This is a genomic window from Caballeronia sp. ATUFL_M2_KS44, assembly GCF_023630965.1.
Taxonomy (GTDB): Bacteria; Pseudomonadota; Gammaproteobacteria; order Burkholderiales; family Burkholderiaceae; genus Caballeronia; species Caballeronia concitans.
This window is the reverse complement of sequence record NZ_JALQEA010000016.1, coordinates 12,465-38,541: the sequence shown is the minus strand read 5'-3', so window position 1 is coordinate 38,541 and position 26,077 is coordinate 12,465. Positions and strand designations below refer to the sequence as shown.

At 62.7% G+C, this 26,077-nt stretch carries 25 protein-coding genes and 1 tRNA gene; 25 read left to right on the top strand and 1 reads right to left on the bottom strand.

Features of this window, described 5'->3' with window-relative positions; genetic code table 11:
- Window positions 1-153: 153 nt before the first annotated feature.
- From pnp to NCR39_RS08380, 25 genes are all read left to right on the top strand, one after another.
- Window positions 154-2,289 carry a polyribonucleotide nucleotidyltransferase gene (gene pnp, locus NCR39_RS08500; protein ID WP_250451797.1) on the top strand — a complete coding sequence of 712 codons (2,136 nt, stop codon included), beginning with the start codon at window positions 154-156 and terminating at the stop codon, window positions 2,287-2,289.
- Between the two features lie 209 nt (window positions 2,290-2,498).
- Window positions 2,499-3,515, top strand: coding sequence for an NAD(P)H-quinone oxidoreductase (locus NCR39_RS08495; protein ID WP_250451796.1), 1,017 nt, complete (start codon window positions 2,499-2,501; stop codon window positions 3,513-3,515).
- A 187-nt stretch (window positions 3,516-3,702) separates the two neighbouring features.
- Complete coding sequence (tpiA, locus tag NCR39_RS08490) at window positions 3,703-4,476, top strand: triose-phosphate isomerase (RefSeq protein ID WP_250451795.1); 774 nt, start codon at window positions 3,703-3,705, stop codon at window positions 4,474-4,476.
- Window positions 4,477-4,556: 80 nt separating this feature from the next.
- Entirely contained in the window at window positions 4,557-4,925 is a 369-nt protein-coding gene (gene secG, locus NCR39_RS08485; protein ID WP_250451794.1) for a preprotein translocase subunit SecG, read from the top strand.
- Between the two features lie 127 nt (window positions 4,926-5,052).
- Window positions 5,053-5,137 (top strand) — tRNA-Leu (locus tag NCR39_RS08480).
- Between the two features lie 176 nt (window positions 5,138-5,313).
- On the top strand, window positions 5,314-5,673 hold the full coding sequence (locus NCR39_RS08475) for an NADH-quinone oxidoreductase subunit A (protein WP_040051564.1): 360 nt from the start codon (window positions 5,314-5,316) through the stop codon (window positions 5,671-5,673).
- Window positions 5,674-5,734: 61 nt separating this feature from the next.
- The gene (locus NCR39_RS08470) at window positions 5,735-6,214 is read left to right on the top strand and encodes a NuoB/complex I 20 kDa subunit family protein (RefSeq protein WP_006052903.1); all 480 of its coding nucleotides are present in this window, start codon (window positions 5,735-5,737) and stop codon (window positions 6,212-6,214) included.
- A 20-nt stretch (window positions 6,215-6,234) separates the two neighbouring features.
- The gene (locus tag NCR39_RS08465) at window positions 6,235-6,837 is read left to right on the top strand and encodes an NADH-quinone oxidoreductase subunit C (protein ID WP_250451793.1); all 603 of its coding nucleotides are present in this window, start codon (window positions 6,235-6,237) and stop codon (window positions 6,835-6,837) included.
- A gap of 9 nt (window positions 6,838-6,846) precedes the next feature.
- A complete protein-coding gene (locus tag NCR39_RS08460) occupies window positions 6,847-8,100 on the top strand; it encodes an NADH-quinone oxidoreductase subunit D (protein ID WP_250451792.1) in 1,254 nt (417 codons plus the stop codon).
- A 167-nt stretch (window positions 8,101-8,267) separates the two neighbouring features.
- Window positions 8,268-8,753 (top strand): NADH-quinone oxidoreductase subunit NuoE, encoded by a 486-nt coding sequence (gene nuoE, locus NCR39_RS08455; RefSeq protein ID WP_040051567.1) that lies wholly within the window; start codon window positions 8,268-8,270, stop codon window positions 8,751-8,753.
- Window positions 8,750-10,072: an NADH-quinone oxidoreductase subunit NuoF gene (nuoF, locus tag NCR39_RS08450; RefSeq protein ID WP_250451791.1), complete on the top strand. Its 1,323-nt coding sequence runs from the start codon at window positions 8,750-8,752 to the stop codon at window positions 10,070-10,072. The genes nuoE and nuoF overlap by 4 nt, the downstream gene beginning before the upstream one ends.
- A gap of 49 nt (window positions 10,073-10,121) precedes the next feature.
- Window positions 10,122-12,458 carry an NADH-quinone oxidoreductase subunit NuoG gene (gene nuoG / locus NCR39_RS08445; protein WP_250451790.1) on the top strand — a complete coding sequence of 779 codons (2,337 nt, stop codon included), beginning with the start codon at window positions 10,122-10,124 and terminating at the stop codon, window positions 12,456-12,458.
- Window positions 12,458-13,522, top strand: coding sequence for an NADH-quinone oxidoreductase subunit NuoH (gene nuoH, locus NCR39_RS08440; protein WP_250451789.1), 1,065 nt, complete (start codon window positions 12,458-12,460; stop codon window positions 13,520-13,522). Before nuoG ends, nuoH begins: the two co-directional genes overlap by 1 nt.
- 26 nt (window positions 13,523-13,548) lie before the next feature.
- Window positions 13,549-14,037, top strand: coding sequence for an NADH-quinone oxidoreductase subunit NuoI (gene nuoI, locus NCR39_RS08435; RefSeq protein WP_040051571.1), 489 nt, complete (start codon window positions 13,549-13,551; stop codon window positions 14,035-14,037).
- Between the two features lie 208 nt (window positions 14,038-14,245).
- On the top strand, window positions 14,246-14,944 hold the full coding sequence (locus tag NCR39_RS08430) for an NADH-quinone oxidoreductase subunit J (protein ID WP_040051572.1): 699 nt from the start codon (window positions 14,246-14,248) through the stop codon (window positions 14,942-14,944).
- A 21-nt stretch (window positions 14,945-14,965) separates the two neighbouring features.
- A complete protein-coding gene (gene nuoK / locus NCR39_RS08425; protein ID WP_007588140.1) occupies window positions 14,966-15,271 on the top strand; it encodes an NADH-quinone oxidoreductase subunit NuoK in 306 nt (101 codons plus the stop codon).
- 17 nt (window positions 15,272-15,288) lie between these two features.
- Window positions 15,289-17,358: an NADH-quinone oxidoreductase subunit L gene (gene nuoL, locus NCR39_RS08420; RefSeq protein ID WP_250451788.1), complete on the top strand. Its 2,070-nt coding sequence runs from the start codon at window positions 15,289-15,291 to the stop codon at window positions 17,356-17,358.
- Between the two features lie 13 nt (window positions 17,359-17,371).
- The gene (locus tag NCR39_RS08415; protein ID WP_040051574.1) at window positions 17,372-18,862 is read left to right on the top strand and encodes an NADH-quinone oxidoreductase subunit M; all 1,491 of its coding nucleotides are present in this window, start codon (window positions 17,372-17,374) and stop codon (window positions 18,860-18,862) included.
- A gap of 25 nt (window positions 18,863-18,887) precedes the next feature.
- On the top strand, window positions 18,888-20,360 hold the full coding sequence (nuoN, locus tag NCR39_RS08410; RefSeq protein WP_250451787.1) for an NADH-quinone oxidoreductase subunit NuoN: 1,473 nt from the start codon (window positions 18,888-18,890) through the stop codon (window positions 20,358-20,360).
- A complete protein-coding gene (locus tag NCR39_RS08405; protein WP_250451786.1) occupies window positions 20,360-20,680 on the top strand; it encodes a DUF2818 family protein in 321 nt (106 codons plus the stop codon). The genes nuoN and NCR39_RS08405 overlap by 1 nt, the downstream gene beginning before the upstream one ends.
- A 46-nt stretch (window positions 20,681-20,726) precedes the next feature.
- The gene (locus tag NCR39_RS08400; protein WP_250451785.1) at window positions 20,727-21,320 is read left to right on the top strand and encodes an NUDIX domain-containing protein; all 594 of its coding nucleotides are present in this window, start codon (window positions 20,727-20,729) and stop codon (window positions 21,318-21,320) included.
- Window positions 21,321-21,525: 205 nt separating this feature from the next.
- Window positions 21,526-21,975 carry a DUF1178 family protein gene (locus NCR39_RS08395; RefSeq protein WP_250451784.1) on the top strand — a complete coding sequence of 150 codons (450 nt, stop codon included), beginning with the start codon at window positions 21,526-21,528 and terminating at the stop codon, window positions 21,973-21,975.
- A gap of 52 nt (window positions 21,976-22,027) precedes the next feature.
- Window positions 22,028-23,224 (top strand): acyl-CoA dehydrogenase family protein, encoded by a 1,197-nt coding sequence (locus NCR39_RS08390; RefSeq protein ID WP_250451783.1) that lies wholly within the window; start codon window positions 22,028-22,030, stop codon window positions 23,222-23,224.
- 10 nt (window positions 23,225-23,234) lie between these two features.
- Window positions 23,235-24,365, top strand: a complete 1,131-nt coding sequence (locus NCR39_RS08385; RefSeq protein WP_250451782.1) for an acyl-CoA dehydrogenase family protein — start codon at window positions 23,235-23,237, stop codon at window positions 24,363-24,365.
- 19 nt (window positions 24,366-24,384) lie between these two features.
- Complete coding sequence (locus NCR39_RS08380) at window positions 24,385-24,846, top strand: MaoC family dehydratase (RefSeq protein ID WP_250451781.1); 462 nt, start codon at window positions 24,385-24,387, stop codon at window positions 24,844-24,846.
- Here the strand turns inward: NCR39_RS08380 and NCR39_RS08375 are convergent.
- Complete coding sequence (locus tag NCR39_RS08375) at window positions 24,835-26,058, bottom strand: acyl-CoA dehydrogenase family protein (RefSeq protein WP_250451780.1); 1,224 nt, start codon at window positions 26,056-26,058, stop codon at window positions 24,835-24,837. The genes NCR39_RS08380 and NCR39_RS08375 overlap by 12 nt on opposite strands.
- Window positions 26,059-26,077: the final 19 nt, after the last annotated feature.

The window sequence follows — 26,077 nt, the reverse complement described above, 5'->3', positions numbered from 1 at the left end:
GTGTCATTCCAGCGCGGCACCGCGCCGCTTTTCGCGCGTCGCGCTGGAATGGCATAACACACCTCTCAAGCGTGGCTCGGGGCCGCCCAGCCCAGCGCCGCTTGAGCCTCATGCGCTCGATCGAAGGCGCGGCGCAACATAGAAGGAGTCGCAATGTTCAATAAGATCGTCAAAGAATTTAAGTGGGGACAACACAACGTCCGCCTCGAAACCGGTGAAATCGCGCGTCAGGCGAGCGGTGCGGTCATCGTCGACGTGGAAGACACCGTCGTGCTGGCGACCGTCGTCGGCGCGAAGACGGCGAAGCCGGGTCAGGACTTCTTCCCGCTGACCGTCGACTATCTCGAAAAGACCTACGCAGCAGGCAAGATCCCCGGCGGCTTCTTCCGTCGCGAAGGCCGTCCGTCGGAAGGCGAGACGCTCATCTCGCGCCTGATCGACCGTCCGCTGCGTCCGCTGTTTCCGGAAGGCTTCTATAACGAAGTGCAGGTCGTGATTCACGTCCTGTCGCTGAATCCGGACATCCCGGCTGACATTCCCGCGCTGATCGGCGCGTCCGCCGCGCTCGCCGTGTCCGGCCTGCCGTTCAACGGCCCGGTCGGCGCCGCGCGCGTCGCTTACATCAACAACGAGTACGTGCTGAACCCGACGCGCGCGCAGATGAAGGAATCGGCGCTCGATCTCGTCGTCGCCGGTACGGAGCGCGCGGTGCTGATGGTGGAATCCGAAGCGCAGCAGCTGTCGGAAGAAGTCATGCTCGGCGCGGTTGTGTTCGGCCACGACCAGATGCAAACCGCCATCGACGCGATCCACGAACTCGTGCGTGACGGCGGCAAGCCGGAATGGGACTGGCAGCCGGCCCCGAAGAACGAAGCGCTGATCGCGCGCGTGACGGAAATCGCGAAGCCGGAACTCGAAGCCGCTTACCAGTTGCGCAACAAGACGGCGCGTTCGACGAAGCTGAAGGAAGTCTACGCAGCGACGTCGGCGAAGCTGGAAGAAGAAGCCGCTGCGAGCGGCACGGCCGCCGCCGACAAGGCGACCGTCGGCAACGTGCTGTTCGACATCGAAGCGAAGATCGTCCGCACGCAGATCTTGAACGGCGAGCCGCGTATCGACGGCCGCGACACGCGCACGGTTCGTCCGATCGAAATCCGTACCGGCGTGCTGCCGCGTACGCACGGTTCGGCGCTCTTCACGCGCGGCGAGACGCAGGCGCTGGTCGTCGCCACGCTCGGCACGAAGGGCGACGAGCAAAGCATCGACGCGCTCGAAGGCGAATACCGCGAGCGCTTCATGCTCCACTACAACATGCCCCCGTTCGCGACGGGCGAAACCGGCCGCGTCGGTTCGCCGAAGCGTCGTGAAATCGGTCACGGGCGTCTGGCCAAGCGCGCGCTGGTCGCGTGCCTGCCGAGCGCCGACGAATTCGGCTACTCGATCCGCGTTGTCTCGGAAATCACCGAGTCGAACGGTTCGTCGTCGATGGCTTCGGTCTGCGGCGGCTGTCTCGCGCTGATGGACGCCGGCGTGCCGATGAAGGCGCACGTCGCGGGCATCGCGATGGGCCTGATCCTCGAAGGCAACAAGTTCGCGGTTCTGACGGACATCCTCGGCGATGAAGATCACCTGGGCGACATGGACTTCAAGGTGGCCGGCACCGCGCAAGGCGTGACCGCGCTGCAGATGGACATCAAGATCCAGGGCATCACGAAGGAAATCATGCAGGTCGCGCTCGCGCAGGCGAAGGAAGGCCGCATGCACATTCTCGGCAAGATGACGACCGCCGTGCCGGGCACGAACACGGAACTGTCCGACTACGCGCCGCGCATGATCACCATCAAGATCAATCCGGAGAAGATCCGCGACGTGATCGGCAAGGGCGGTTCGGTGATCCGCGCGCTGACGGAAGAAACCAACACGACCATCGACATTTCGGACGACGGCGTGGTGACCATCGCGAGCACGAGCGCCGAAGGCATGGCCGAGGCGAAGAAGCGCATCGAGAACATCACGGCCGAAGTGGAAGTGGGCCAGGTCTACGAAGGTCCGGTGCTCAAGCTGCTGGATTTCGGCGCGATCGTGAACATCCTGCCGGGCAAGGACGGTCTGCTGCACATCTCGGAAATCGTCAACGAGCGTGTGAAGGACATCAACGACTATCTGAAGGAAGGCCAGATCGTGAAGGTCAAGGTCATCCAGACGGACGAGAAGGGCCGCGTGCGCTTGTCGGCCAAGGCGTTGCTGAACGAAGCCGCGCAGGCGGAGCCGACGCAGCCGCAGCAGTAATGCGGTAAGGTGTCGACGGGCGGCTCGCTGCTGCGAGCCGGCCGTTTTCATGTACGAGGGCGATCGGGCTATGCATTGTCCGATGCGTCATCGGACTCGATGGCAGTGTGGAGCGCGGATTGCTTTTCGCGTGCGCACTGCCATCCGGTTCGAGCCGTTTCCATCGCCGTTTCCATCGATCCAACTTGCCACGCGTTCAGGGGAAAGCTATGAAGGCCATCGAAATCACTGAGTTCGGCGCACCCGAAGTGCTGAAACCGGGCGAGCGGCCGATGCCCGAAGCGGGCAAATGCGAAGTGCTGATCAAGGTGTCGGCTTCGGGCGTTAACCGGCCGGACGTCTTTCAGCGCAAGGGCGCCTATGCGCCGCCGCCAGGCGCGTCGGATCTGCCGGGGCTGGAAGTGGCGGGGGAAATCGTCGATGGCGACTTCGATCCGAAGCACAACCCGTTCGGTCTCAAGAAGGGCGATCGCGTGTGCGCGCTGCTCGCGGGCGGCGGTTATGCGGAATACGCGGTCGCGCCGCTCGAGCAATGTCTGCCCGTCCCGGCGGGTCTTTCCGATGTCGAAGCCGCGTCGTTGCCCGAGACGTTCTTCACCGTGTGGAGCAACGTGTTCGAGCGCGCGCATCTGGGCGCGGGCGAAAACGGCGAGGAAGAGACGCTGCTGGTGCAGGGCGGATCGAGCGGCATCGGCGTGACGGCGATCCAGATCGCGCGCGCGCTCGGCTTTCGCGTGTTCGCCACCGCCGGCAGCGATGAAAAGTGCCGCGCGTGCGAGGCGCTCGGCGCGGAACGCGCGATCAACTACAAGACGGAAGATTTCGTCGAAGTGGTGAAGTCGCTGACGAACGATCGCGGCGTCGACGTCATTCTCGACATGGTCGCCGGCGACTATCTGCCGCGCGAGCTGAAGGCGCTGGCCGATGGCGGTCGCATCTGCGTGATCGCGCTGCTCGGCGGTGCGAAGGCCGAAATCAATCTGAACGACATCCTGCGCCGCCGGCTCGTCATTACCGGCTCGACGCTGCGTCCGCGTCCCGTCGCATTCAAGGCGAAGATCGCGGCGAAGCTGAAAGAGCGCGTGTGGCCGGAGATCGAAGCCGGGCGCATCAAGCCGGTGATCCACCAGGTTTTTCCGGCGCGCGAAGCAGCCGCTGCGCACGCACTGATGGAAAGCAGCACGCATGTCGGCAAGATCGTGCTCGACTGGCGCGAGGACGCCTAGCGGAGCCTCAGCGAAACCGACGGTTTTGGCGGTTTGACCGGTTTCGCCGTATCACAGTAAAATCGCCTGTTTTGTGAGCAGTTTGCAGTTCGTAGCGCTTCATTCCAATAACAAGGCGGCCAAGCGGCAAACAGGCCGTCTGATCGATAACAGGGGCGGCTCTCGCAAGCCGTCGAGCGACGAGACAATGTCCAGAGAACGAGCAAAACTGGTGGTGGGCAACTGGAAGATGCATGGTCGCATCAAGGACAACGCGGCCCTGCTGACCGAAGTCGCCGCGGGCGCATCGGCTTTGCAGAACGAAGTGAGCGTCGGCGTGTGCGTGCCGTGTCCGTATCTCGCGCAATCGCAGGCGCTTCTCGCAGGTTCGGTGGTGCGGTGGGGCGTGCAGGACGTGTCGGCGCATGCGCAAGGCGCGTACACCGGAGAAGTCGCCGCGGAAATGGCGGCCGACTTCGGCGTGACGTATGCGATCGTCGGACATTCGGAGCGGCGCGCGTATCATCGCGAGTCGCCCGAACTCGTCGCGGCGAAGGCGCGTCGCGCGCTGGATGCGGGGCTCACGCCCATCGTGTGTATCGGCGAAACGCTCGACGAGCGGGAATCCGATGCGACGGAGCAGGTCATCGGCGCGCAGCTCGACGCCGTGCTTCTCGTGATGAGCGAGGAAGAAGCGGCACGCATCGTCATCGCCTATGAACCGGTGTGGGCGATCGGCACGGGCAAGAGCGCAACCGCCGAGCAGGCGCAGAGCGTTCACGCGTTCGTGCGGGCGAAGCTGGTCGAGAAGGGCGCGGCTGCGGCGAGCGTGCCGGTGTTGTATGGCGGCAGCGTGAAGCCCGAGAACGCGCAGGAATTGTTCGGGCAACGGGACATCGACGGCGGGCTGATTGGCGGCGCGTCGCTGAAGTCGAAAGATTTTCTCGCGATCTGCCAGGCGGCGCGAACCGCGTTGCAGTGAGCGGTCGAGAGCAGGGCAGTAAATAGAGTACGTCGCGACACGTGAGTGTCACGGAAACATCAAGATCCAGGTGAGTTGAAATGCTGTATTTGAAGACATTGATTATCGTCGTCCAGTTGCTGTCGGCGCTTGGCGTAATCGGGCTCGTGCTGTTGCAACACGGCAAGGGCGCGGACATGGGCGCGGCGTTCGGCAGCGGCGCCTCGGGCAGTCTGTTCGGCGCGACCGGATCGGCAAACTTTCTTTCGCGCACCACCGCCGTTCTCGCAGCGATCTTCTTCATCACGACGCTCGCGCTGACGTACATCGGAAGCTACAAGCCGCAGGCCTCGGCAGGCGTGCTGGGCGGCGCGGCTCCGGTGCCCGCATCGGCTCCTGCGGCGGGTGCTTCGGCTCCGGCGGCATCGGCGCCTGTTGCGTCCGCGCCGGGCGCTGATGTGCCGAAATAACGTCCGGAACATTTTTTCGCGAATTTCGTGTTTTATGCGTTGAACAATTCTTGAGGCCTAGTTATAATTCAAGTCTTGAAGCGATTCGCGGCAATTAAGAAGTTGTTTTCCCGGATTGCAGTACAGTGCCGACGTGGTGAAATTGGTAGACACGCTATCTTGAGGGGGTAGTGGCGAAAGCTGTGCGAGTTCGAGTCTCGCCGTCGGCACCAAAAGTTATCCAATGCCAGCCGCTTGCATCGCTTCGGCTGGCATTGTCACTTCTGGAGTACCCTTACGTTACCGCGTGTATCGTGAGCGGTCCCAAGTGAATCCCACCGCCGGGTGGTCCGTCCCGGCAGATGTATCCAATCATCGACTGACCGAATCAACCAATCTGAGGATAGCCTTGAACCTCGCACCCTATTACCCCGTCTTCTTGTTTCTTCTGGTGGGCCTTGGTTTAGGTATAGCGTTGGTCAGCATTGGCAAGATTCTCGGTCCCAACAAGCCCGATACCGAAAAGAACGCGCCTTACGAGTGCGGCTTCGAAGCGTTCGAAGACGCGCGTATGAAGTTCGATGTGCGTTACTATCTCGTCGCAATTCTCTTCATCATTTTCGACCTTGAGACGGCGTTCCTGTTCCCGTGGGGCGTAGCGCTGCGCGACATCGGCTGGCCCGGCTTCATGGCCATGATGATCTTTCTGCTCGAATTCCTGCTCGGCTTCGCCTACATCTGGAGAAAAGGCGGGCTGGACTGGGAGTAACGGGTAGATCACCGGATTCATGGGCGGCTTTGGCTGGCTGCTCATCTGGAGTGGAAATCAAATGAGTATCGAAGGGGTCTTGAAGGAAGGCTTTGTCACCACCACGGCTGACAAGCTGATCAACTGGACGCGCACCGGCTCGCTGTGGCCGATGACGTTCGGTCTCGCGTGCTGCGCGGTCGAGATGATGCATGCGGGCGCCGCCCGTTACGACCTGGACCGCTTCGGCGTGGTGTTTCGCCCGAGTCCGCGTCAGTCGGACGTCATGATCGTGGCCGGCACGCTGTGCAACAAGATGGCGCCTGCACTTCGTAAGGTGTACGACCAGATGGCCGAGCCGCGCTGGGTCATCTCCATGGGTTCGTGCGCGAACGGTGGTGGCTACTACCACTATTCGTACTCTGTCGTGCGCGGCTGCGACCGGATCGTTCCGGTCGACGTCTACGTTCCCGGCTGTCCCCCGACGGCCGAAGCGCTGGTCTACGGCGTGATCCAGTTGCAGGCGAAGATTCGCCGCACCAACACCATCGCCCGTCAATAAAGGCCCAAGCCTCCCCAATTATGGCAAGCAAACTCGAGACCCTGAAGGCGAACCTCGAGGCGGCATTTGGCGGCCGTCTCCAGAGCATCACCGAGTCGCTGGGTCAGTTGACGGTCGTCGTCAAGGCGGCCGATTACCTCGAAGTAGCAACGAAGCTGCGTGACGATCGCTCGCTCGGCTTCGAGCAACTCATGGACCTCGCCGGCGTCGACTATTCGACGTATGGCGACGGCGCTTACGAAGGCCCGCGCTTTGCGGCCGTTCTGCATCTTCTTTCCGTTTCGAACAACTGGCGTGTGCGCGTGCGCGTGTTCGCACCGGACGACGACGTGCCCATCGTCCCGTCGGTGGTCGACGTATGGTCGTCGGCGAACTGGTACGAGCGCGAAGCGTTCGACCTCTACGGCATCGTGTTCGAAGGTCATCCGGATCTGCGCCGCATTCTCACGGACTATGGCTTCATCGGCCATCCGTTCCGCAAGGACTTCCCGGTGACCGGCTTCGTCGAAATGCGCTACGACCCGGAAGAGAAGCGCGTCGTGTATCAGCCCGTGACGATCGAGCCGCGCGAAATCACGCCGCGCGTGATCCGCGAAGATCGCTACGGTGGCCTGAAACATTAAGAGAGCGTCATGGCAGAGATCAAGAACTACACGCTGAATTTTGGCCCGCAGCACCCTGCCGCGCACGGGGTGTTGCGCCTCGTGCTGGAACTCGACGGCGAAGTCATTCAGCGCGCGGACCCGCATATCGGTCTGCTGCATCGCGCGACCGAAAAGCTCGCGGAAAGCAAGACCTTCCTTCAGTCCGTGCCGTACATGGACCGTCTCGACTATGTGTCGATGATGTGTAACGAGCACGCTTACGTGCTCGCCATCGAAAAGCTGCTCGGCATCGACGTGCCGGTTCGCGCGAAGTACATCCGCGTGCTGTTCGACGAAATCACGCGCGTCCTGAACCACCTGATGTGGATCGGTTCGCACGCGCTCGACGTCGGCGCGATGGCGGTGTTCCTCTACGCGTTCCGTGAGCGCGAAGACCTGATGGACGTCTACGAGGCGGTGTCGGGCGCGCGCATGCACGCGGCTTACTATCGTCCGGGCGGCGTGTATCGCGATCTGCCGGACGCGATGCCGCAATACAAGGTCTCGAAGATTCGCAATGCGAAGGCGCTCGAGAGAATGAACGAGAACCGCCAGGGTTCGCTGCTCGACTTCATCGACGACTTCTTCACGCGTTTCCCCGGTTATGTCGACGAGTATGAAACGCTGCTCACCGACAACCGTATCTGGAAGCAGCGTCTCGTCGGTATCGGCGTGGTGAGTCCGGAGCGTGCGTTGCAACTCGGCATGAGCGGCGCGATGCTGCGCGGCTCGGGCATCGAGTGGGATCTGCGCAAGAAGCAGCCGTACGAAGTCTATGACCAGTTGGACTTCGACATTCCGGTCGGCGTGAACGGCGACTGCTACGACCGCTATCTGGTGCGGGTCGAGGAAATGCGTCAATCCACGCGCATCGCCAAACAGTGCATTGCCTGGCTGCGCGCGAATCCCGGCCCTGTGATGATCGATAATCACAAGGTTGCGCCGCCGTCGCGCGTCGGCATGAAGAGCAACATGGAAGAGCTGATTCACCATTTCAAGCTCTTCACCGAAGGCTTCCACGTGCCCGAAGGCGAGACGTACGCCACGATCGAGCATCCGAAGGGCGAGTTCGGCATCTATCTGATTTCGGACGGCGCGAACAAGCCGTATCGCCTGAAGATCCGCGCGCCCGGTTATGCGCACCTCGCCTCGCTCGACGAGATGGCGCGAGGCCACATGATCGCCGACGCCGTGACGATCATCGGTACGCAGGACATCGTGTTCGGCGAGATCGATCGCTGATCCATCGCCCGCTGGCAGCACGGCGCGCTCGTCGGGCCGCCGTCGCCGGAAGTCGAAGCGGGAAGCGTAGAAGCAATTACAGGAAACCGCAGGACGCCAGGTCTGCCGCAATACGATGCTCGCGGCAGGTTTTCGTTCGGTAGGAATTGAAAGAGTCGTGTCTGAAAATGATCTCAGCTGAAGGCCTGAAAGAAATCGATCGTGCGATCGCCAAGTATCCCGCCGAGCAAAAGCAGTCGGCGGTGATGGCGGCGCTCGCTGTCGCTCAGGAGGAGCACGGATGGCTGTCGCCGGAACTGATGAAGTTCGTCGCCGACTATCTGAGCATGCCGCCTGTCGCGGTGCAGGAAGTCGCCACGTTCTACACGATGTACGAGCTCGCGCCGGTCGGTAAGCACAAGATCACGCTCTGCACGAACCTGCCTTGCCAGCTGGGTCCGGACGGCGGTTCCGACAGCGCGGCGGAATATCTGAAGCAGAAGCTCGGTATCGACTTCGGCGAGACCACGCCCGACGGCAAATTCACGCTGAAAGAAGGCGAGTGTTTCGGTTCGTGCGGCGATGCGCCCGTGATGCTGGTGAACAATCACCGCATGTGCAGCTTCATGAGCCGCGAGAAGATCGACCAGTTGATCGAGGAACTTTCGAAATGACGTCACTCCACGATCGTCACATCAAGCCGCTGATCCTCGCCGGCCTCAACGGCGAGAACTGGCATCTCGAAGATTACGTCGCGCGCGGCGGCTACAAGCAACTGCGTCGCATTCTCGAAGAAAAGATTCCGCCCGAGCAGGTGATCGCCGACGTCAAGGCGTCGGGTCTGCGCGGCCGTGGCGGTGCGGGCTTCCCGACCGGTCTGAAGTGGAGCTTCATGCCGCGTCAGTTTCCGGGGCAGAAGTATCTCGTCTGCAACTCGGACGAGGGCGAGCCGGGCACGTTCAAGGACCGCGACATCCTGCGCTGGAATCCGCATTCGCTGATCGAAGGCATGGCCATCGGCGCGTACGCGATGGGCATCACCGTCGGCTACAACTACATCCACGGCGAGATTTTCGAGGTCTATCGCGTGTTCGAAGCGGCGCTGGAAGAAGCGCGCGCGGCCGGCTATCTCGGCGCGAACATCCTCGGCTCCGGCTTCTCGTTCGAACTGTATGCGCACCACGGTTACGGCGCGTACATTTGCGGCGAGGAAACGGCGCTGCTCGAATCGCTCGAAGGCAAGAAGGGCCAGCCGCGCTTCAAGCCGCCGTTCCCGGCGAGCTTCGGCGTGTACGGCAAGCCGACCACGATCAATAACACCGAAACGTTCGCGGCGGTGCCGTTCCTGCTGGAAATCGGCCCGCAGAATTATCTGGAACTCGGCAAGCCGAACAATGGCGGCACGAAGATTTTCTCGGTGTCGGGCGACGTGAATCTTCCGGGCAACTACGAAGTTCCGCTCGGCACGCCGTTTTCGACGCTGCTGGAACTCGCGGGCGGCGTGCGCGGCGAATCGGTGAAGGCGGTGATCCCGGGCGGATCGTCCGCGCCGGTCGTGCCGGGCGCGGCCATGCTCGCCACCGACATGGACTACGATGCGATCGCCAAGCAGGGCTCGATGCTCGGCTCGGGCGCGGTCATCGTCATGAACGAGACGCGCTGCATGGTGCGTTCGCTGCTGCGCCTGTCGTACTTCTATTACGAAGAGTCGTGCGGTCAGTGCACGCCGTGCCGTGAGGGCACGGGCTGGCTGTATCGCGTGGTGCATCGCATCGAGCATGGTCTCGGGCGCAAGGAAGACCTGGATCTTCTGAACTCGGTCGCCGAAAACATCATGGGCCGCACGATCTGCGCGCTCGGCGATGCGGCGGCCATGCCCGTGCGCGGCATGCTGAAGCACTTCTGGAACGAATTCGAATATCACGTCGAGCACAAGCAGTGTCTCGTCGGCGGGCACGCGCATCATGCGGCGTCCGAAGCGCTTACCGCGTAATCAGGCGCACAGTCAGTTGCGCGAAAGAGGTTGAGGACCATTCCCCATCATGGTTGAACTAGAAATTGACGGCAAGACGGTCGAGGTGCCTGAAGGCAGCATGGTGATCCAGGCTGCGCATAAGGTCGATACGTACATCCCTCACTTCTGCTATCACAAGAAGCTGTCGATCGCGGCGAACTGCCGGATGTGCCTCGTCGAAGTCGAGAAGATGCCGAAGGCCGTCCCCGCGTGCGCGACGCCCGTTTCGGCGGGCATGGTCGTGCGCACCACGTCCGACAAGGCCGTGAAGGCCCAGCAGTCGGTGATGGAATTCCTGCTGATCAACCACCCGCTGGATTGCCCGATCTGCGATCAGGGCGGCGAGTGCCAGCTGCAGGACCTGGCCGTCGGTTACGGCAAGTCGCAATCGCGCTATAGCGAAGAAAAGCGCGTGGTGTTCCACAAGAACGTCGGTCCGCTCATCTCGATGGAAGAGATGACGCGCTGCATCCACTGCACGCGCTGCGTGCGCTTCGGCCAGGAAGTCGCCGGCGTGATGGAGCTCGGCATGCTGGGTCGCGGCGAGCATTCGGAAATCACGTCGTTCGTCGGCAAGACGGTGGATTCGGAACTGTCGGGCAACATGATCGACCTGTGCCCGGTCGGCGCGCTCACGAGCAAGCCGTTCCGCTACAGCGCGCGGACGTGGGAACTGTCGCGCCGCAAGTCGGTGAGTCCGCACGATTCCGTCGGCGCGAACCTGGTCGTTCAGGTGAAGAACAACCGCGTGATGCGCGTTCTGCCGATGGAAAACGAAGCCATCAACGAATGCTGGATCTCGGACAAGGACCGCTTCTCGTACGAAGGCCTGAACAGCGACGAGCGTCTCACCACGCCGATGCTGAAGCAGGGCGGCAACTGGATCGAAACCGACTGGCAGACCGCGCTCGAATACGTGGCGAAGGGCATCAAGGGCATCAAGGCGGATCATGGCGCGAACGCCATCGCCGCGCTCGCCACGCCGCACAGCACGGTCGAGGAACTGCATCTGCTGAAGGCGCTGGCTGAAGGCGTGGGCACGCCGAACGTCGATTTCCGTCTGCGCCAGAGCGATTTCTCCGCGCCGGTCGGTGCGGGCGCGCCGTGGCTCGGCGTGAAGATAGCGGACCTGTCGAACATCGACACGGCGTTCGTGATCGGCTCGTTCCTGCGTCGCGATCATCCGCTGTTTGCCGCGCGTCTGCGCCAGGCGGCGAAGAACGGCGCGAAGCTTACGTTCCTGAACGCAAGCAACGACGATTCGCTGATCCCGACCGCGCATCGCCTGGTGGCGGCGCCGTCGGCGTGGCTCGACCAGCTGGCCGGCATTGCGGCGGCGGTATCGGAAGCGCGCGGCGTCGCGTTGCCCGAAGCATTCGCGGGCCGCGAAGCATCGGCGGCGGCGAAGGACGTTGCGGCCTCGCTGTCGGCGGGCGACACGCGCGTCGTGCTGCTCGGCAACGTCGCGGTTCAGCATCCGGATTTCGCACAGATTCAGGCCGCAGCGCAATGGATCGCCGATAACACCGGCGCCACGCTCGGCTTCCTGACGGAAGGCGCGAACTCGGTCGGCGCGTATCTCGTCGATGCCTTGCCGGGCGAAGGCGGCCTCGACGCACGCCAGGTGTTCGAACAGCCGCGCAAGGGCTACGTGCTGCTGAACGCCGAACCGGAATTCGACACGGCGAACCCGGCGCAAGCCATCGCCGCGCTGAAGGCCGCGGAAATGGTCGTCGTGATGTCGCCGTTCAAGCACGGCATGGACTATGCGGACGTGCTGCTGCCCATCGCGCCGTTCACGGAAACGTCGGGCACGTTCGTCAACGCGGAAGGCACGGCGCAGTCGTTCAACGGCGTGGTGCGCGGTCTCGGCGATACGCGTCCGGGCTGGAAGGTCCTGCGCGTGCTGGGCACGATGCTCGGCCTGCCGGGCTTCGAGTTCGATACGGCCGAAGAAGTGCGCATCGCCGCGCTCGGCACGGGCGATCTCACTGCGCGTCTGTCCAACACGACGACGGTCGCGGCGAAGCGCGCGGCGTCGAACATCGCGGTGAACGGCGGCTTCGAGCGTCTCGCCGATGTGCCGATCTATCACGCCGACGCGCTCGTGCGCCGCGCACCGTCGCTGCATCTGACCGCAGCGGCGCGCGATGCGAACGTCGCGGGCCTGCCGACGACGCTCTTCGACAAGCTCGGCCTGAAGGACGGCGACGCGGTGCGCATCAAGCAAGGCAATCTGTCGGTGGTGGTGCCTGCGGTCCGTGACGCCAATCTGGCGGAATCGGTGATCCGCGTGGCGTCGGCCACCACGGCTGGCGCCGCACTCGGCGGCCTGTTCGGTGAACTGGTAGTGGAGAAGGCGTAATGGGCTTGTTCGATACGATCAACGCAGGCGGCACGCAGCTTCTGGGCGTTGCATGGCCGACCGTGTGGGCGCTCGTGCGCATCCTCGTGGTCGCGGTGGCGATCCTGCTGTGCGTCGCTTACCTGATTCTCTGGGAGCGCAAGCTCATCGGCTGGATGCACGTGCGTCTCGGGCCGAATCGCGTCGGTCCGGCGGGCTTGCTGCAGCCGATCGCGGACGTGCTGAAGCTGCTGCTGAAGGAAGTCATTCAGCCGACGCAGGCCAGCAAGTGGATCTACGTGATCGCGCCGATCATGACCGTGGTGCCGGCGTTCGCCGTGTGGGCGGTCATTCCGTTCCAGGCGAAGGCGGTGCTCGGCAACATCAACGCGGGCCTGCTGTACATCATGGCGATCTCGTCGATCGGCGTGTACGGCGTGATTCTCGCGGGCTGGGCGTCGAACTCGAAGTACGCGTTCCTCGGCGCGATGCGCGCAGCGGCGCAGATGGTGTCCTACGAAATCTCGATGGGCTTCGCGCTCGTCGTCGTGCTGATGGTCGCGGGCACGCTGAACATGTCGGACATCGTCGCTTCGCAGCAGCGCGGCATCTTCGCGAGCTTCGGCGTCAACATCCTGTCGTGGAACTGGCTGCCGCTGTTGCCGATGTTCGTCGTGTACTTCATCTCGGGCATCGCTGAAACGAACCGCCATCCGTTCGACGTGGTGGAAGGCGAATCGGAAATCGTCGCGGGCCACATGATCGATTACTCGGGCATGGCGTTCGCGCTGTTCTTCCTCGCCGAGTACATCAACATGATCGTGATCTCGGCGATCGCAGCGACGCTGTTCCTGGGCGGCTGGGACGCGCCGCTCGGCTTCCTGTCGTTCATCCCGGGCGTATTCTGGTTCGTGCTGAAAGTCTTCTTCCTGCTGTCGATCTTCATCTGGGCGCGCGCGACTTTCCCGCGTTACCGCTATGACCAGATCATGCGTCTCGGCTGGAAGGTGTTTCTGCCGGTGTCGGTCGTGTGGGTGGTCGTGGTCGGCTTCTGGATCATGTCGCCGCTCAACATCTGGAAGTAACGGCGAAAGAGCGGACGAAAACCATCATGAATGCAATTCAGAACTTCTTTAAGACCTTCTTCCTGACCGAACTGCTGAAGGGTCTGGCGCTGACGGGCCGTTACACGTTCCAGCGCAAGATCACCGTGCAGTTCCCGGAAGAAAAGACGCCGGTTTCGCCGCGCTTCCGTGGCCTGCATGCGCTGCGCCGCTACGAGAACGGCGAAGAGCGCTGCATCGCGTGCAAGCTGTGCGAAGCGGTGTGCCCGGCGCTCGCGATCACCATCGAGTCGGAAACGCGCGCGGACAACACGCGCCGCACGACGCGCTATGACATCGACCTGACCAAGTGCATCTTCTGCGGTTTCTGCGAAGAAAGCTGCCCGGTCGATTCGATCGTCGAGACGCACATTCTCGAGTATCACGGCGAAAAGCGCGGCGATCTGTATTTCACGAAGGACATGCTGCTTGCAGTGGGCGATCGTTACGAGAAGGAAATCGCCACATCGAAGGCGGCCGACGCTCCTTACCGTTGATGCGACTCCGATGCCCGCGCCGCGCCGAGAACGAGAAGTCATGTCTTGCGCGAAGCCGGTATCGGAATCGATGCGATTTTGCTGTTGCTGTTCGGCAAACCGCGGCGCACGCGAAGGGCGGTTCGTGCTGCCCGAGAAAGTGAAACAGGACGCGCCGCGCGCCGACACACACCATGGCTGATGATGGCCTAACGATGAACCGGTAATCATGGAATTCACAACCGTACTGTTCTATATCTTCGCGCTGCTGCTGACCGTGTCCGCGCTGAAGGTGATCACCTCGCGCAATCCGGTGTCGTCCGCGCTCTTTCTCGTGCTCGCGTTCTTCAACGCGGCCGCGATCTGGATGCTGCTGCAAGCCGAATTCCTCGCGATCCTTCTGGTTCTCGTGTATGTCGGCGCCGTGATGGTGCTGTTCCTCTTCGTCGTGATGATGCTGGACATCAACATCGACGTGCTGCGACGCGACTTCCGTCGCTTCGTGCCGCTCGCGACCATCGTGGGCGCGATCATCGTGATCGAAACGGCGCTGATTCTGTGGCACGGCTACGGCGCGACCGTCACGCCGCTGCGCGACGCAGGCACGGCAGCGGCGGGCGCGGGCGTCAGCGGCGCGGCGCTCATGCCGAACACGCAACTCATCGGCAAGGTCATCTACACCGATTACATCTTCGCGTTCGAGATCGCGGGTCTGGTGCTGCTGGTCGCCATCATCGCGGCGATCTCGCTGACCATCCGCGACAAGAAGGACAAGAAGACGCAAACCGTCAGCAAGCAGGTCAAGGTGCGCCGCGAAGATCGCGTGCGCCTCGTGAAGATGCAGGCGGAGACGCAAGCGCCGGACGCAGCCGTGGAACCCGCCGTGACGGGCAACGTCGGCGCGGGCACGGTCGACAACAAAGGCTGAGCAGAGAGGAGAAATCAAAACATGTTGAGTCTTGCCCATTACCTCGTGCTCGGCGCGATCCTGTTCGCGATCAGCATCGTGGGGATCTTCCTGAACCGCCGCAACGTCATCATCATCCTGATGGCGATCGAGCTGATGCTGCTCGCGGTGAATACCAATTTCGTCGCGTTCTCGCACTATCTGGGCGACGTGCACGGCCAGATCTTCGTGTTCTTCGTCCTGACCGTGGCCGCTGCCGAAGCCGCGATCGGTCTCGCGATTCTCGTGACCCTGTTCCGTAGCCTCGACACGATCAACGTCGAGGATCTCGATCAGCTCAAAGGTTAATTTCAGGCTAGGCTGTTATGTCCACGACACTCAACGAAAACCTCCTGCTTGCGATCCCGCTTGCGCCGCTCGCGGGCTCGCTGATCGCCGGGCTGCTCGGGAAGGCGGTAGGGCGCAAGGGCGCGCATCGCGTGACCATTCTCGGCGTCTTCATCGCGTTCATTCTGTCCGCGATCGTCTACTACGACGTGCTGAACGGCGCGAGCTTCAACGGCACCATCTATCAGTGGATGTCGCTCGGCTCGCTGAAGATGGAAGTCGGCTTCCTGGTCGACTCGCTCACCGCGATGATGATGGTGATCGTCACCTTCGTCTCGCTGATGGTGCACATCTACACCATCGGCTACATGGCGGAGGAGGACGGCTACCAGCGCTTCTTCTCGTACATCTCGCTCTTCACGTTCTCCATGCTGATGCTCGTCATGAGCAACAACTTCCTGCAGCTGTTCTTCGGCTGGGAAGCGGTGGGTCTCGTGTCGTACCTGCTGATCGGCTTCTACTACACGCGTGAAAGCGCGATCTACGCCAACATGAAGGCGTTCATCGTGAACCGCGTCGGCGACTTCGGATTTCTGCTGGGCATCGGCCTGTTGCTCGCATTCGCCGGATCGCTCAATTACGGCGATGTCTTCGCGCAAGGCGAGAAGCTCGCGAGCATGCAGTTCCCGGGCACGAGCTGGGGCCTGCTGACGGTGGCATGCATTTGCCTCTTCATCGGCGCGATGGGTAAGTCCGCGCAGTTCCCGCTGCACGTGTGGCTGCCCGATTCGATGGAAGGCCCGACGCCGATCTCCGCGCTGATTCACGCGGCGACCATGGTGACGGCCGGCATCTTCATGGTGACGCGCATGTCGCCGCTCTTCGAACATTCGGATGCGGCGCTTTCGTTCGTCACGGTCATCGGCGCGATCACCGCGCTCTTCATGGGCTTCCTCGGCGTCGTCCAGAACGACATCAAGCGCGTCGTCGCTTATTCCACGCTGTCGCAGCTCGGCTACATGACGGTCGCGCTGGGCGTGTCGGCATATCCGGTCGCCGTGTTCCACCTTGGCACGCACGCGTTCTTCAAGGCGCTGCTGTTCCTCGGCGCGGGTTCGGTCATCATCGGCATGCACCATGACCAGGACATGCGCAACATGGGCGGCCTCGCCAAGTACATGCCGATCACGTGGATCACGTCGCTGATCGGATCGCTCGCGCTGATCGGCACGCCGTTCTTCTCGGGCTTCTATTCGAAAGATTCGATCATCGATGCAGTGAAGCTCTCGCATCTGCCGGGTTCGGGTTTCGCGTACTTCGCGGTGGTGGCGAGCGTGTTCGTCACGGCGCTGTACTCGTTCCGCATGTACTTCCTCGTGTTCCATGGCGAGGAGCGTTTCCGCGGTCCGAAGCACCCCGACTCGCCGATGGGCGCCGAAGCAGCCGTGCACGGCCACGATGACCACGGCCACGGTCATGGTCACGACGACCACGGTCACGGCCACGCGCACGAGCCGCACGAAAGCCCGTGGGTGGTCACGCTTCCGCTGATCCTGCTGGCAATTCCGTCGGTGGTCATCGGCGCGATCATGGTCGGCCCGATGCTCTTCGGCGACTTCTTCTCGCACGGCGTGGTGTTCGACAAGGTGATCTACATCGCCGAGAACCACGAAGGCATGCGCGAAATGGCCGACGAATTCCACGGCTGGTTCGCCATGGGCCTGCATTCGGTCGCCGGCTTGCCGGTGTGGCTCGCGCTCGCAGGCGTGGTCGTCGCGTGGTTCCTGTACATGAAGCGTCCGGATCTGCCGCCGGTCATCCGCCGCCGCTTCGGTCCCATCTACACGCTGCTCGACAACAAGTACTACTTCGACAAGATCAATGAAGTGGTCTTCGCGAAGGGCGCCATCGCGATCGGCCGCGGGCTGTGGAAAGAGGGCGATGTGGTCGTCATCGACGGCATCGTCAATGGCAGTGCGCGGTTCATGGGCTGGTTCGCCGGTGTGATCCGCTTCCTTCAATCCGGTTACATCTATCACTACGCGTTCGCCATGATTATCGGCATGTTGGGGCTCTTGACCCTGTTTGTGACGCTCGGCGGCAAATAAGGCGAGGGATCCTATGCACTCTTTTCCGATTCTCAGTGTCGCGATCTGGTTGCCGATCGTCTTCGGTCTCCTGGTTCTCGCTGTAGGCAATGACCGCAACCCGGCGCCCGCGCGCTGGGTCGCGCTGATCGGCTCCGTTCTTGGCCTCATCGTCACCATTCCGCTGATCACGGGCTTCGATTCGTCGACCGCCGCGCTGCAGTTCGTCGAACAGTCGAACTGGATCGAGCGCTTCAACATCACGTACCACCTGGGCGTGGACGGCATCTCGATGTGGTTCGTCGTGCTGACCGCGCTGATCACGGTCATCGTCGTGATCGCCGGCTGGGAAGTGATCACCGAGCGCGTGTCGCAGTACTTCGCGGCGTTCCTGATCCTCTCGGGCATCATGATCGGCGTGTTCTCGACGGCCGACGGCATGCTGTTCTACGTGTTCTTCGAAGCCACGCTCATTCCGATGTACATCATCATCGGCGTGTGGGGCGGTCCGAACCGTGTGTACGCAGCGTTCAAGTTCTTCCTGTACACGCTCGCCGGCTCGCTCCTGATGCTGGTCGCGCTGCTGTACCTGTACACGCAGACGCACACGTTCGACCTCGCCACGTGGCAAGCCGCGAAGATCGGCATGACGCCGCAGGTGCTGCTGTTCATCGCGTTCTTCCTCGCGTTCGCCGTGAAGGTGCCGATGTGGCCGGTCCACACGTGGCTGCCGGACGCGCACGTGGAAGCGCCGACGGGCGGCTCCGTCGTGCTGGCGGCGATCATGCTGAAGCTCGGCGCGTACGGTTTCCTGCGTTTCTCGCTGCCGATCGCGCCGGACGCAAGCCACTTCCTCGCGCCGGTCGTCATCACGCTGTCGCTGATCGCGGTGATCTACATCGGCCTCGTGGCGATGGTGCAGGCGGACATGAAAAAGCTCGTCGCGTATTCGTCGATCGCGCACATGGGCTTCGTCACGCTCGGCTTCTTCATCTTCAGCCAGCTGGGCGTGGAAGGCGCGATCATCCAGATGATCTCGCACGGCTTCGTCTCGGGCGCGATGTTCCTGTCCATCGGCGTGCTGTACGACCGCGTCCACTCGCGTCAGATCGCGGATTACGGCGGCGTCGTGAACACCATGCCGAAGTTCGCGGCGTTCTCGATGCTCTTCGCCATGGCCAACTGCGGCCTGCCGGGCACCTCGGGTTTCGTCGGCGAGTTCATGGTGATTCTGGCTGCCGTGAAGTTCAACTTCTGGATCGGCTTCCTCGCCACGTTCACGCTGATTCTCGGCGCGGCGTACACGCTGTGGATGTACAAGCGCGTGTACTTCGGCGCGGTCGCGAACGACCACGTCGCGAAACTGGCGGACATCAACAAGCGTGAGATGTTCATGCTCGTCGTGCTCGCGCTGTTCACGCTTTACATGGGCCTGCATCCGAAGCCCTTCACCGACGTGATGCACGAGTCGGTGGCAAACCTGCTCTCCCACGTCGCGCAGTCCAAGCTGCCGCTGGATCAGTAACGCCGTGCGGAGGAACTAAAAGATCATGCAAAACGCCCCTATGAGTGTGCTGTTGCCCGACGCGATCCTGATGGCCGCGGTCGTCGTGGCCTGGTTGAACGACACGGTGTTCGGCCCGTCGAGCCGTCGCGTCACTTATCTGATCTCGCTCGTGTCGACGATCGTCGTCGGCGTGTGGTTCGCCTTTACCGCGCTCGATCCGACGCCGCATTACTTCTTCTCGCGCATGTATATCGTGGATCCGTTCGCGAGCGCGATGAAGGCCGTCGTGACGCTCGGCTTCGCGGTATCGATCATCTATTCGCGCCAGTATCTGGAAGACCGCGATCTGTTCCGCGGCGACTTCTTCCTGCTCGGCCTGTTCTCGCTGCTCGGCCAGTGCGTGATGATTTCGGGCAACAACTTCCTGACGCTGTATCTCGGTCTGGAACTGATGTCGCTGTCGCTGTACGCGGTCATCGCGCTGCGCAAGGACTCGCCGCAGTCGAACGAATCGGCGATGAAGTACTACGTGCTCGGCGCGCTCGCGTCCGGTTTCCTGCTCTACGGCATCTCGATGCTGTACGGCGCGACCGGCTCGCTCGAACTGAACGAAGTGCTGAAGGCGGTGGCGTCGGGCCGCATCAACGACGCCGTGCTGCTCTTCGGCGTGATCTTCATCGTCGCGGGCGTGGCATTCAAGATGGGCGCGGTGCCGTTCCACATGTGGGTGCCCGACGTCTATCAAGGCGCGCCGACTGCCATGACGCTGCTCACCGGCGGCGGACCGAAGGTCGCGGCATTCGCGTGGGGTTTGCGCTTCCTGGTGATGGGCCTCTTGCCGTTCGCGGTGGACTGGCAGGAAATGCTGGTGATCATGGCGGCGCTGTCGCTGATCGTCGGCAATATCACGGGTATCGTGCAGCGGAACATCAAGCGGATGCTGGCTTACTCGGCCATCTCGAACATGGGCTTCGTGCTGCTGGGCCTGCTCGCCGGCGTCGTGGACGGCAAGGTGACGGGCGCGGCGGGCGCATACAGCTCGGCGATGTTCTACAGCATCATCTATCTCGTGACGACGCTCGGCACGTTCGGCGTGGTCATGCTGCTGGCGCGCCGCGACTTCGAAGCCGAAATGATCGACGACTTCAAGGGCCTGAATCAGCGTAGCCCGGTCTTCGCGTTCGTGATGATGGTGATGATGTTCTCGCTCGCCGGCATTCCGCCGACGGTCGGCTTCTACGCGAAGCTCGCCGTGCTCGAAGCGACGATGAACGCCGGCCTCACGTGGCTCGCCGTGCTGGCCGTCCTGACCTCGCTGGTCGGCGCGTTCTACTACCTGCGTATCGTCAAGCTGATGTACTTCGACGCGCCGCAAGACGCATCGCCGATCATGGCCGGTGGACTCAATCGTTCGCTGCTCGCGTTCAACGGTCTGGCTGTGCTCGTGCTCGGCCTCGTGCCGGGTCCGCTGATGTCGGCGTGCCTGCAAGCCATCTCGCATACGCTGCCGCTGTAATGTCGGCTGCGGGCTGGTTCATCGTGCTGTTGGCGCTCGTGGGCGCCAACATCCCGTTCCTGAATCAGCGGCTCTTCGCCGTCGTGCCGTTGCGCCTTCCCGCGCCAACGGGACGCAAGGCGGCGAAGAAGAGCGCGTGGATCAGGATCGGCGAGTTGATCGTTCTTTATTTCGTCGTCGGCGCTCTTGGCTTCATGCTCGAAGCGCAGGCCGGCAACCGCTTCGAACAGGGATGGCAGTTCTATGCCATTACCTTCAGTCTCTTCGTGGTGCTCGCGTTTCCGGGCTTCACGTATCAATATCTCGTCAAACGCCGCTGACGGTTCGGCCGTCAGCGGCTTGTTTGCTTCCAACTCAGGGTTCAGCATGGCAGATCTCACGTCCGTTCCCGATAGCGACGATGGCCTCATCGAGAAGAAGGTCGAAAGCGTCACGCTGCACGAAGGCAAATTCCTGACGCTCAAGCGCGATACCGTCGCGTTGCCCGACGGCAAGCACGCAACGCGCGAGTTCGTGCTGCATCCCGGCGCGGTGATGATCCTGCCGGTTTTCGACGATGGCCGCGTGCTGCTGGAGCGCCAGTTCCGCTATCCGGTCGGCCGCGTGCTGCTGGAATTTCCGGCGGGCAAGATCGATCCGAACGAGGACGAACTCACGTGCGCCAAGCGCGAGTTGCAGGAAGAGACGGGCTACAGCGCACGCGAGTGGACGTTTCTGACGCGCGTTCATCCGGTGATTTCGTATTCGACCGAATTCATCGATCTGTACTTGGCCAAAGGTCTCACTGCCGGCGATGCCAGGCTCGACGAAGGCGAGTTCCTCGAAACGTTCATCGCCGATCACGAGCAGCTCATGGCGTGGGTGAAAGACGGAACGATCAGCGACGTGAAGACGATCATCGGCGCATTCTGGCTGGAAAAGATCCGCTCCGGCGAGTGGCAGCCGAGCGAGCCGGTCTAAACGCGAGCCATTACCCGACGCATTTCTTTTGAAGGCGGCCATGTGGCCGCTTTTGTCGTTTTGATGCAGCGGTACGTTAAGCGTCGCATGCGGCGAACGGCTAGAATCAAAAGACCGTTCCGCGATCGATCAGTATCGTCTTATGTAACGAACGACCGTTCACAATTCGCGATAGCGAGATTAAACTCCAACGAAGCCCCACAGCATGAAGGTCCTCGATTTAAAGTGCGCGCACGAACATCGGTTCGAAGGCTGGTTCGCCTCCGCCGATGAGTTCGAATCGCAATTGGCGCGCAAGCTGGTCGCGTGTCCCGTTTGCTCGGCAACCGATGTCAGCCGCATGCCTTCTGCGCCGCGGCTGAATCTGTCGTCGGCACGCGGCGATGCGCCCGCGCCCGCGCAGCAACCGAAAGCCGCACCCGAAGCCGCCGCGCTTCAGGCCCGCGCGCTGCAGTTCATGCGTGAGTTGATCGAGAAGACCGAGAACGTGGGCGAGCGTTTCGCGGAAGAGGCGCGGCGCATTCATTACAACGAAGCACCGGCGCGCAACATTCGCGGCGTCACGACGCCCGAAGACGCGCACGCCTTGCTCGAAGAAGGCATCGACGTGATGCAGTTGCCCGTACCGGCCTCACTGAAGGAGCCGCTGCAGTAAAGCACGAGCGCGGCGTCTCCGGTGGCTTCGGCACAAAAAGGAGACACCGCGCATGGACCTCGATTATTCCCCCGCCGACGACGCCTTCCGGGCCGACGTCCGCGCCTGGCTCGAAGCCAATCTGCCGCGCGTCCTGCGCGACAGAGTTCTCAATCACAAACGCCTGAATCGCGACGACTACGCCACCTGGCACAAGCTGCTCGGCGCGCGCGGCTGGTCGGCGGTCGCGTGGCCGCGCGAATATGGCGGTCCGGGCTGGGACGCGACGCAGCGCCATATCTGGGACGAGGAATGCGCGCGTGCGGGCGCGCCGATCGTGCTGCCGTTCGGTGTGTCGATGGTCGCGCCCGTGCTGATGAAATACGGCAGCGACGCGCAAAAGTCCTATTTCCTGCCGCGCATTCTCGATGGCTCCGACTGGTGGTGCCAGGGCTATTCCGAACCCGGCTCCGGCTCCGATCTCGCGTCGTTGCGCACACGGGCCGATCGGCAGGGCGATCACTACATCGTCAATGGACAGAAGACGTGGACGACGCTCGGCCAGCACGCCGACATGATGTTCTGCCTCGTGCGCACCGACCCGCAAGCCAAGAAGCAGGAGGGCATCTCGTTCCTGCTCATCGACATGAGAACGCCGGGCATCACCGTGCGTCCGATCATCACGCTCGACGAAGACCACGAAGTCAACGAAGTGTTTTTCGAGGACGTGAAGGTGCCGCTCGCCAATCTCGTCGGCGAGGAGAATCGCGGATGGACCTACGCGAAGTTCCTGCTCGGCCACGAGCGCACGGGCATTGCGCGGGTAGGGCAATCGAAGCGTGAGCTGGCGTTTCTCAAGCGCCTCGCGCTCGATCGGAACAGGCAGGGCAAACCGCTGCTGCACGATCCGCTGTTCGCGGCCAAAGTCGCGGCGCTCGAAATCGAATTGATGGCGCTCGAAGTGACGGTGTTGCGCGTCGTCGCGAGCGAGGCGGGCGGGAAGGGGCCGGGTCCGGAAGCGTCGATGCTCAAGATCAAGGGCACCGAAGTGCAGCAGGCGTTGACCGAACTGATGGTCGAGGCAATCGGCCCGCAGGCCGCCGTCTTCGATCCCGCGTTCCTCGAAGGCGAGCGCGAGACCAGCATCACGGGCGACGATGACGCCGCGCCGCTCGCCGCGTACTACTTCAACTTCCGCAAGACATCGATTTATGGCGGATCGAACGAGATTCAGAAGAACATCATCGCGCAGATGATTCTGGGACTTTGAGGAGCGGCGCATGAACTTCGATTTCAGCGATGAACAGCAGCAGTTTCGCGATGCGCTGCGCCGCTATCTCGACCACGAATACGGCTTCGATGCGCGGCAGAAGATCGTGGCGTCGGAGGCGGGCATCGATGACGCGCATTGGCGCGCGTTCGCCGAACTCGGCGTGCTCGCGCTGCCGGTGCCCGAAGCGCAAGGCGGTTTCGACGGCGGTCCGGTCGATATGCTCGTGGTCATGCAGGAACTCGGGCGCGCGCTCGTCGTCGAGCCGGTGTGGGCGACGGTGGTCGGCATCGAAGCGTTGCGGCTCGTCGCATCGAAGGAAAGCACGATAGCAAGCGGCTTGCTCGAACGCGCGGCGCGAGGGGACATTCGGCTCTCCGTCGCGTTCGACGAACCACACGCGCGTTATGACCTCTTCGATCTGCGCTCGAGAGCCACGCTCGCTGACGGCGACTACACGATCACCGGCGTGAAATCGGTCGTGCGGCACGGCGCGCAGGCCGATTATTGGATCGTGCCGGCGCGCATCGAGGGCGAAATCGCGCTGTTCGTCGTGGCGCGCGACGCGGCGAACGCGGCCATCACCGAATACCGCACCATCGACGGTCAGCGCGCCGCGACGCTCGCCTTCCACGCGACGCCCGCCACGCGCCTCGACGGCCGTGGAACCGGCGCGGCGACGCTCGAACGCATCGCCGATTACGCGACGTTCCTGCTATGCGCCGAAGCGCTCGGCGCGCTCGATGCGCTCAATCGCGCGACCGTCGAATATACGAAGGAACGCCAGCAGTTCGGCGTGCCGATCGCGCGTTTCCAGGCGTTGCAGCATCGCATGGTCGACATGCTCATTCACACCGAGCAGGCGCGCTCGATCACCTATCTCGCCGCCGCGCGCTACGCAAACGCGGACGCCGTCGCCCGCGCGCAGGCCGTATCGGCGGCGAAGGCGCGCGTCGGGCAGGCCGCGCGCTTCGTCGGCCAACAGGCGGTGCAGTTGCACGGCGGCATGGGCGTGACGAACGAATTGCCCGTCGCGCACTGGTTCAAGCGGCTTTCGATCATCGAGACGACGCTCGGCGACGTGGATCATCACCTCGCGCGCTTCGCTTCGTCGCCCGCGTTTTCTCTCATCGACATTTGACGTTCACGAGGACCTTTGCATGACCTACAGCTTTGAAGACTTCGAAGTGGGCGCGGCAGTGACGCTCGGCGCGCACACCTTCACGCGCGAGGAGATCGTGGAATTCGCGAGCCGTTACGATCCGCAGCCGTTTCATCTTTCCGACGAAGCGGGCAGGGCGTCGCATTTCGGCGGGCTGGTGGCGAGCGGCTGGAACACGTGCTCGGCGATGATGGGCATTCTCGTGCGCGACATGCTCGCCGATTCGACATCGATGGGATCGCCCGGTCTCGACAACATCCGCTGGCTGAAGCCGGTGCGCGTCGGCGATTCGGTGCGCCTGACCGTGCGCGTGCTCGACAAGCGCGTGTCGAAGAGCAAGCCGGATCGCGGCATCGTGTCGACGCGCTGGGAAGCGCACAATCAGGATGGCGAACTGGTTTTGACGGTCGATTCCGCCGCGCTCTTCGGCCTGCGCGATTCCGGCGCGTCAGCTTCCTGACGCGTATTTCGCCAGTTCCAGCTTGGCGATCGCGTTGCGGTGGACTTCGTCGGGTCCGTCGGCGAGGCGCAGCGTCCGCGCCGACGCATACGCATACGCGAGCGGAAAATCGTCGCTGACGCCGCCCGCGCCGTGCGCCTGAATCGCCCAGTCGATGACCTGACACGCGACGTTCGGCGCGACGACCTTGATCATCGCGATCTCGCCGCGCGCGCCTTTGTTGCCGACGGTATCCATCATGTACGCGGCTTTCAGCGTCAGCAGCCGCGCCTGTTCGATCATGATCCGCGCCTGTGCGATGCGTTCCTGCGTCACGCCGTGCTGCGCGATCGGCTTGCCGAACGCGACGCGCGCGAGCGTGCGCTTCGTCATCAGTTCGAGCGCGCGTTCGGCGAGGCCAATCAGGCGCATGCAATGGTGAATGCGTCCCGGCCCGAGCCGCCCCTGCGCGATCTCGAAGCCGCGTCCGACGCCTAGCAGCAGATTCGCGGCGGGCACGCGCACGCCGTCGAGCGTGATGTCCATGTGACCGTGCGGCGCGTCGTCGTAACCAAACACATTGAGCGGACGATGCACCGTGATGCCCGGCGCATCGGCGGGGACGAGAATCATCGATTGTTGCGCGTGCTTCGGCGCGTCGGGGTCCGTCTTGCCCATCACGATGAACACCTTGCAGCGCGGATCGCCCGCACCGGACGACCACCACTTGTGGCCGTCGATGACGTAGCTGTCGCCGTCGCGCACGATGCTGCATCGGATATTCGTCGCATCCGACGACGCGACTTCCGGCTCCGTCATCAGAAACGCCGAACGGATCTCGCCGCGCAAGAGCGGTTCGAGCCATTGCGCCTTCTGCGCATCCGTGCCGTAGCGCTCGATCGTTTCCATGTTGCCGGTATCGGGCGCGCTACAGTTGAAGACTTCGGGCGCCCACGGCACGCGCCCCATGATTTCGCAGAGCGGCGCGTATTCGAGGTTCGTCAGGCCCGCGCCTCGCTCCGACGCGGGCAAGAAAAGATTCCACAAGCCTTCGCTGCGCGCGTGTTCCTTGAGATTCTCGATGAGGCGCGTCGGTATCCACGCGTTGCCGGCCGCGCGATTGGCCGCGATTTCGTCGATGAACGCGCGCTCGTTCGGATAGATATGCGCGTCGAAGAACGCGAGCAGCCTCTCGCGCAACGCGTTCACCTTGGGCGTGTAATCGAAGTTCATGCCGGTGTCTCCTCGTTCG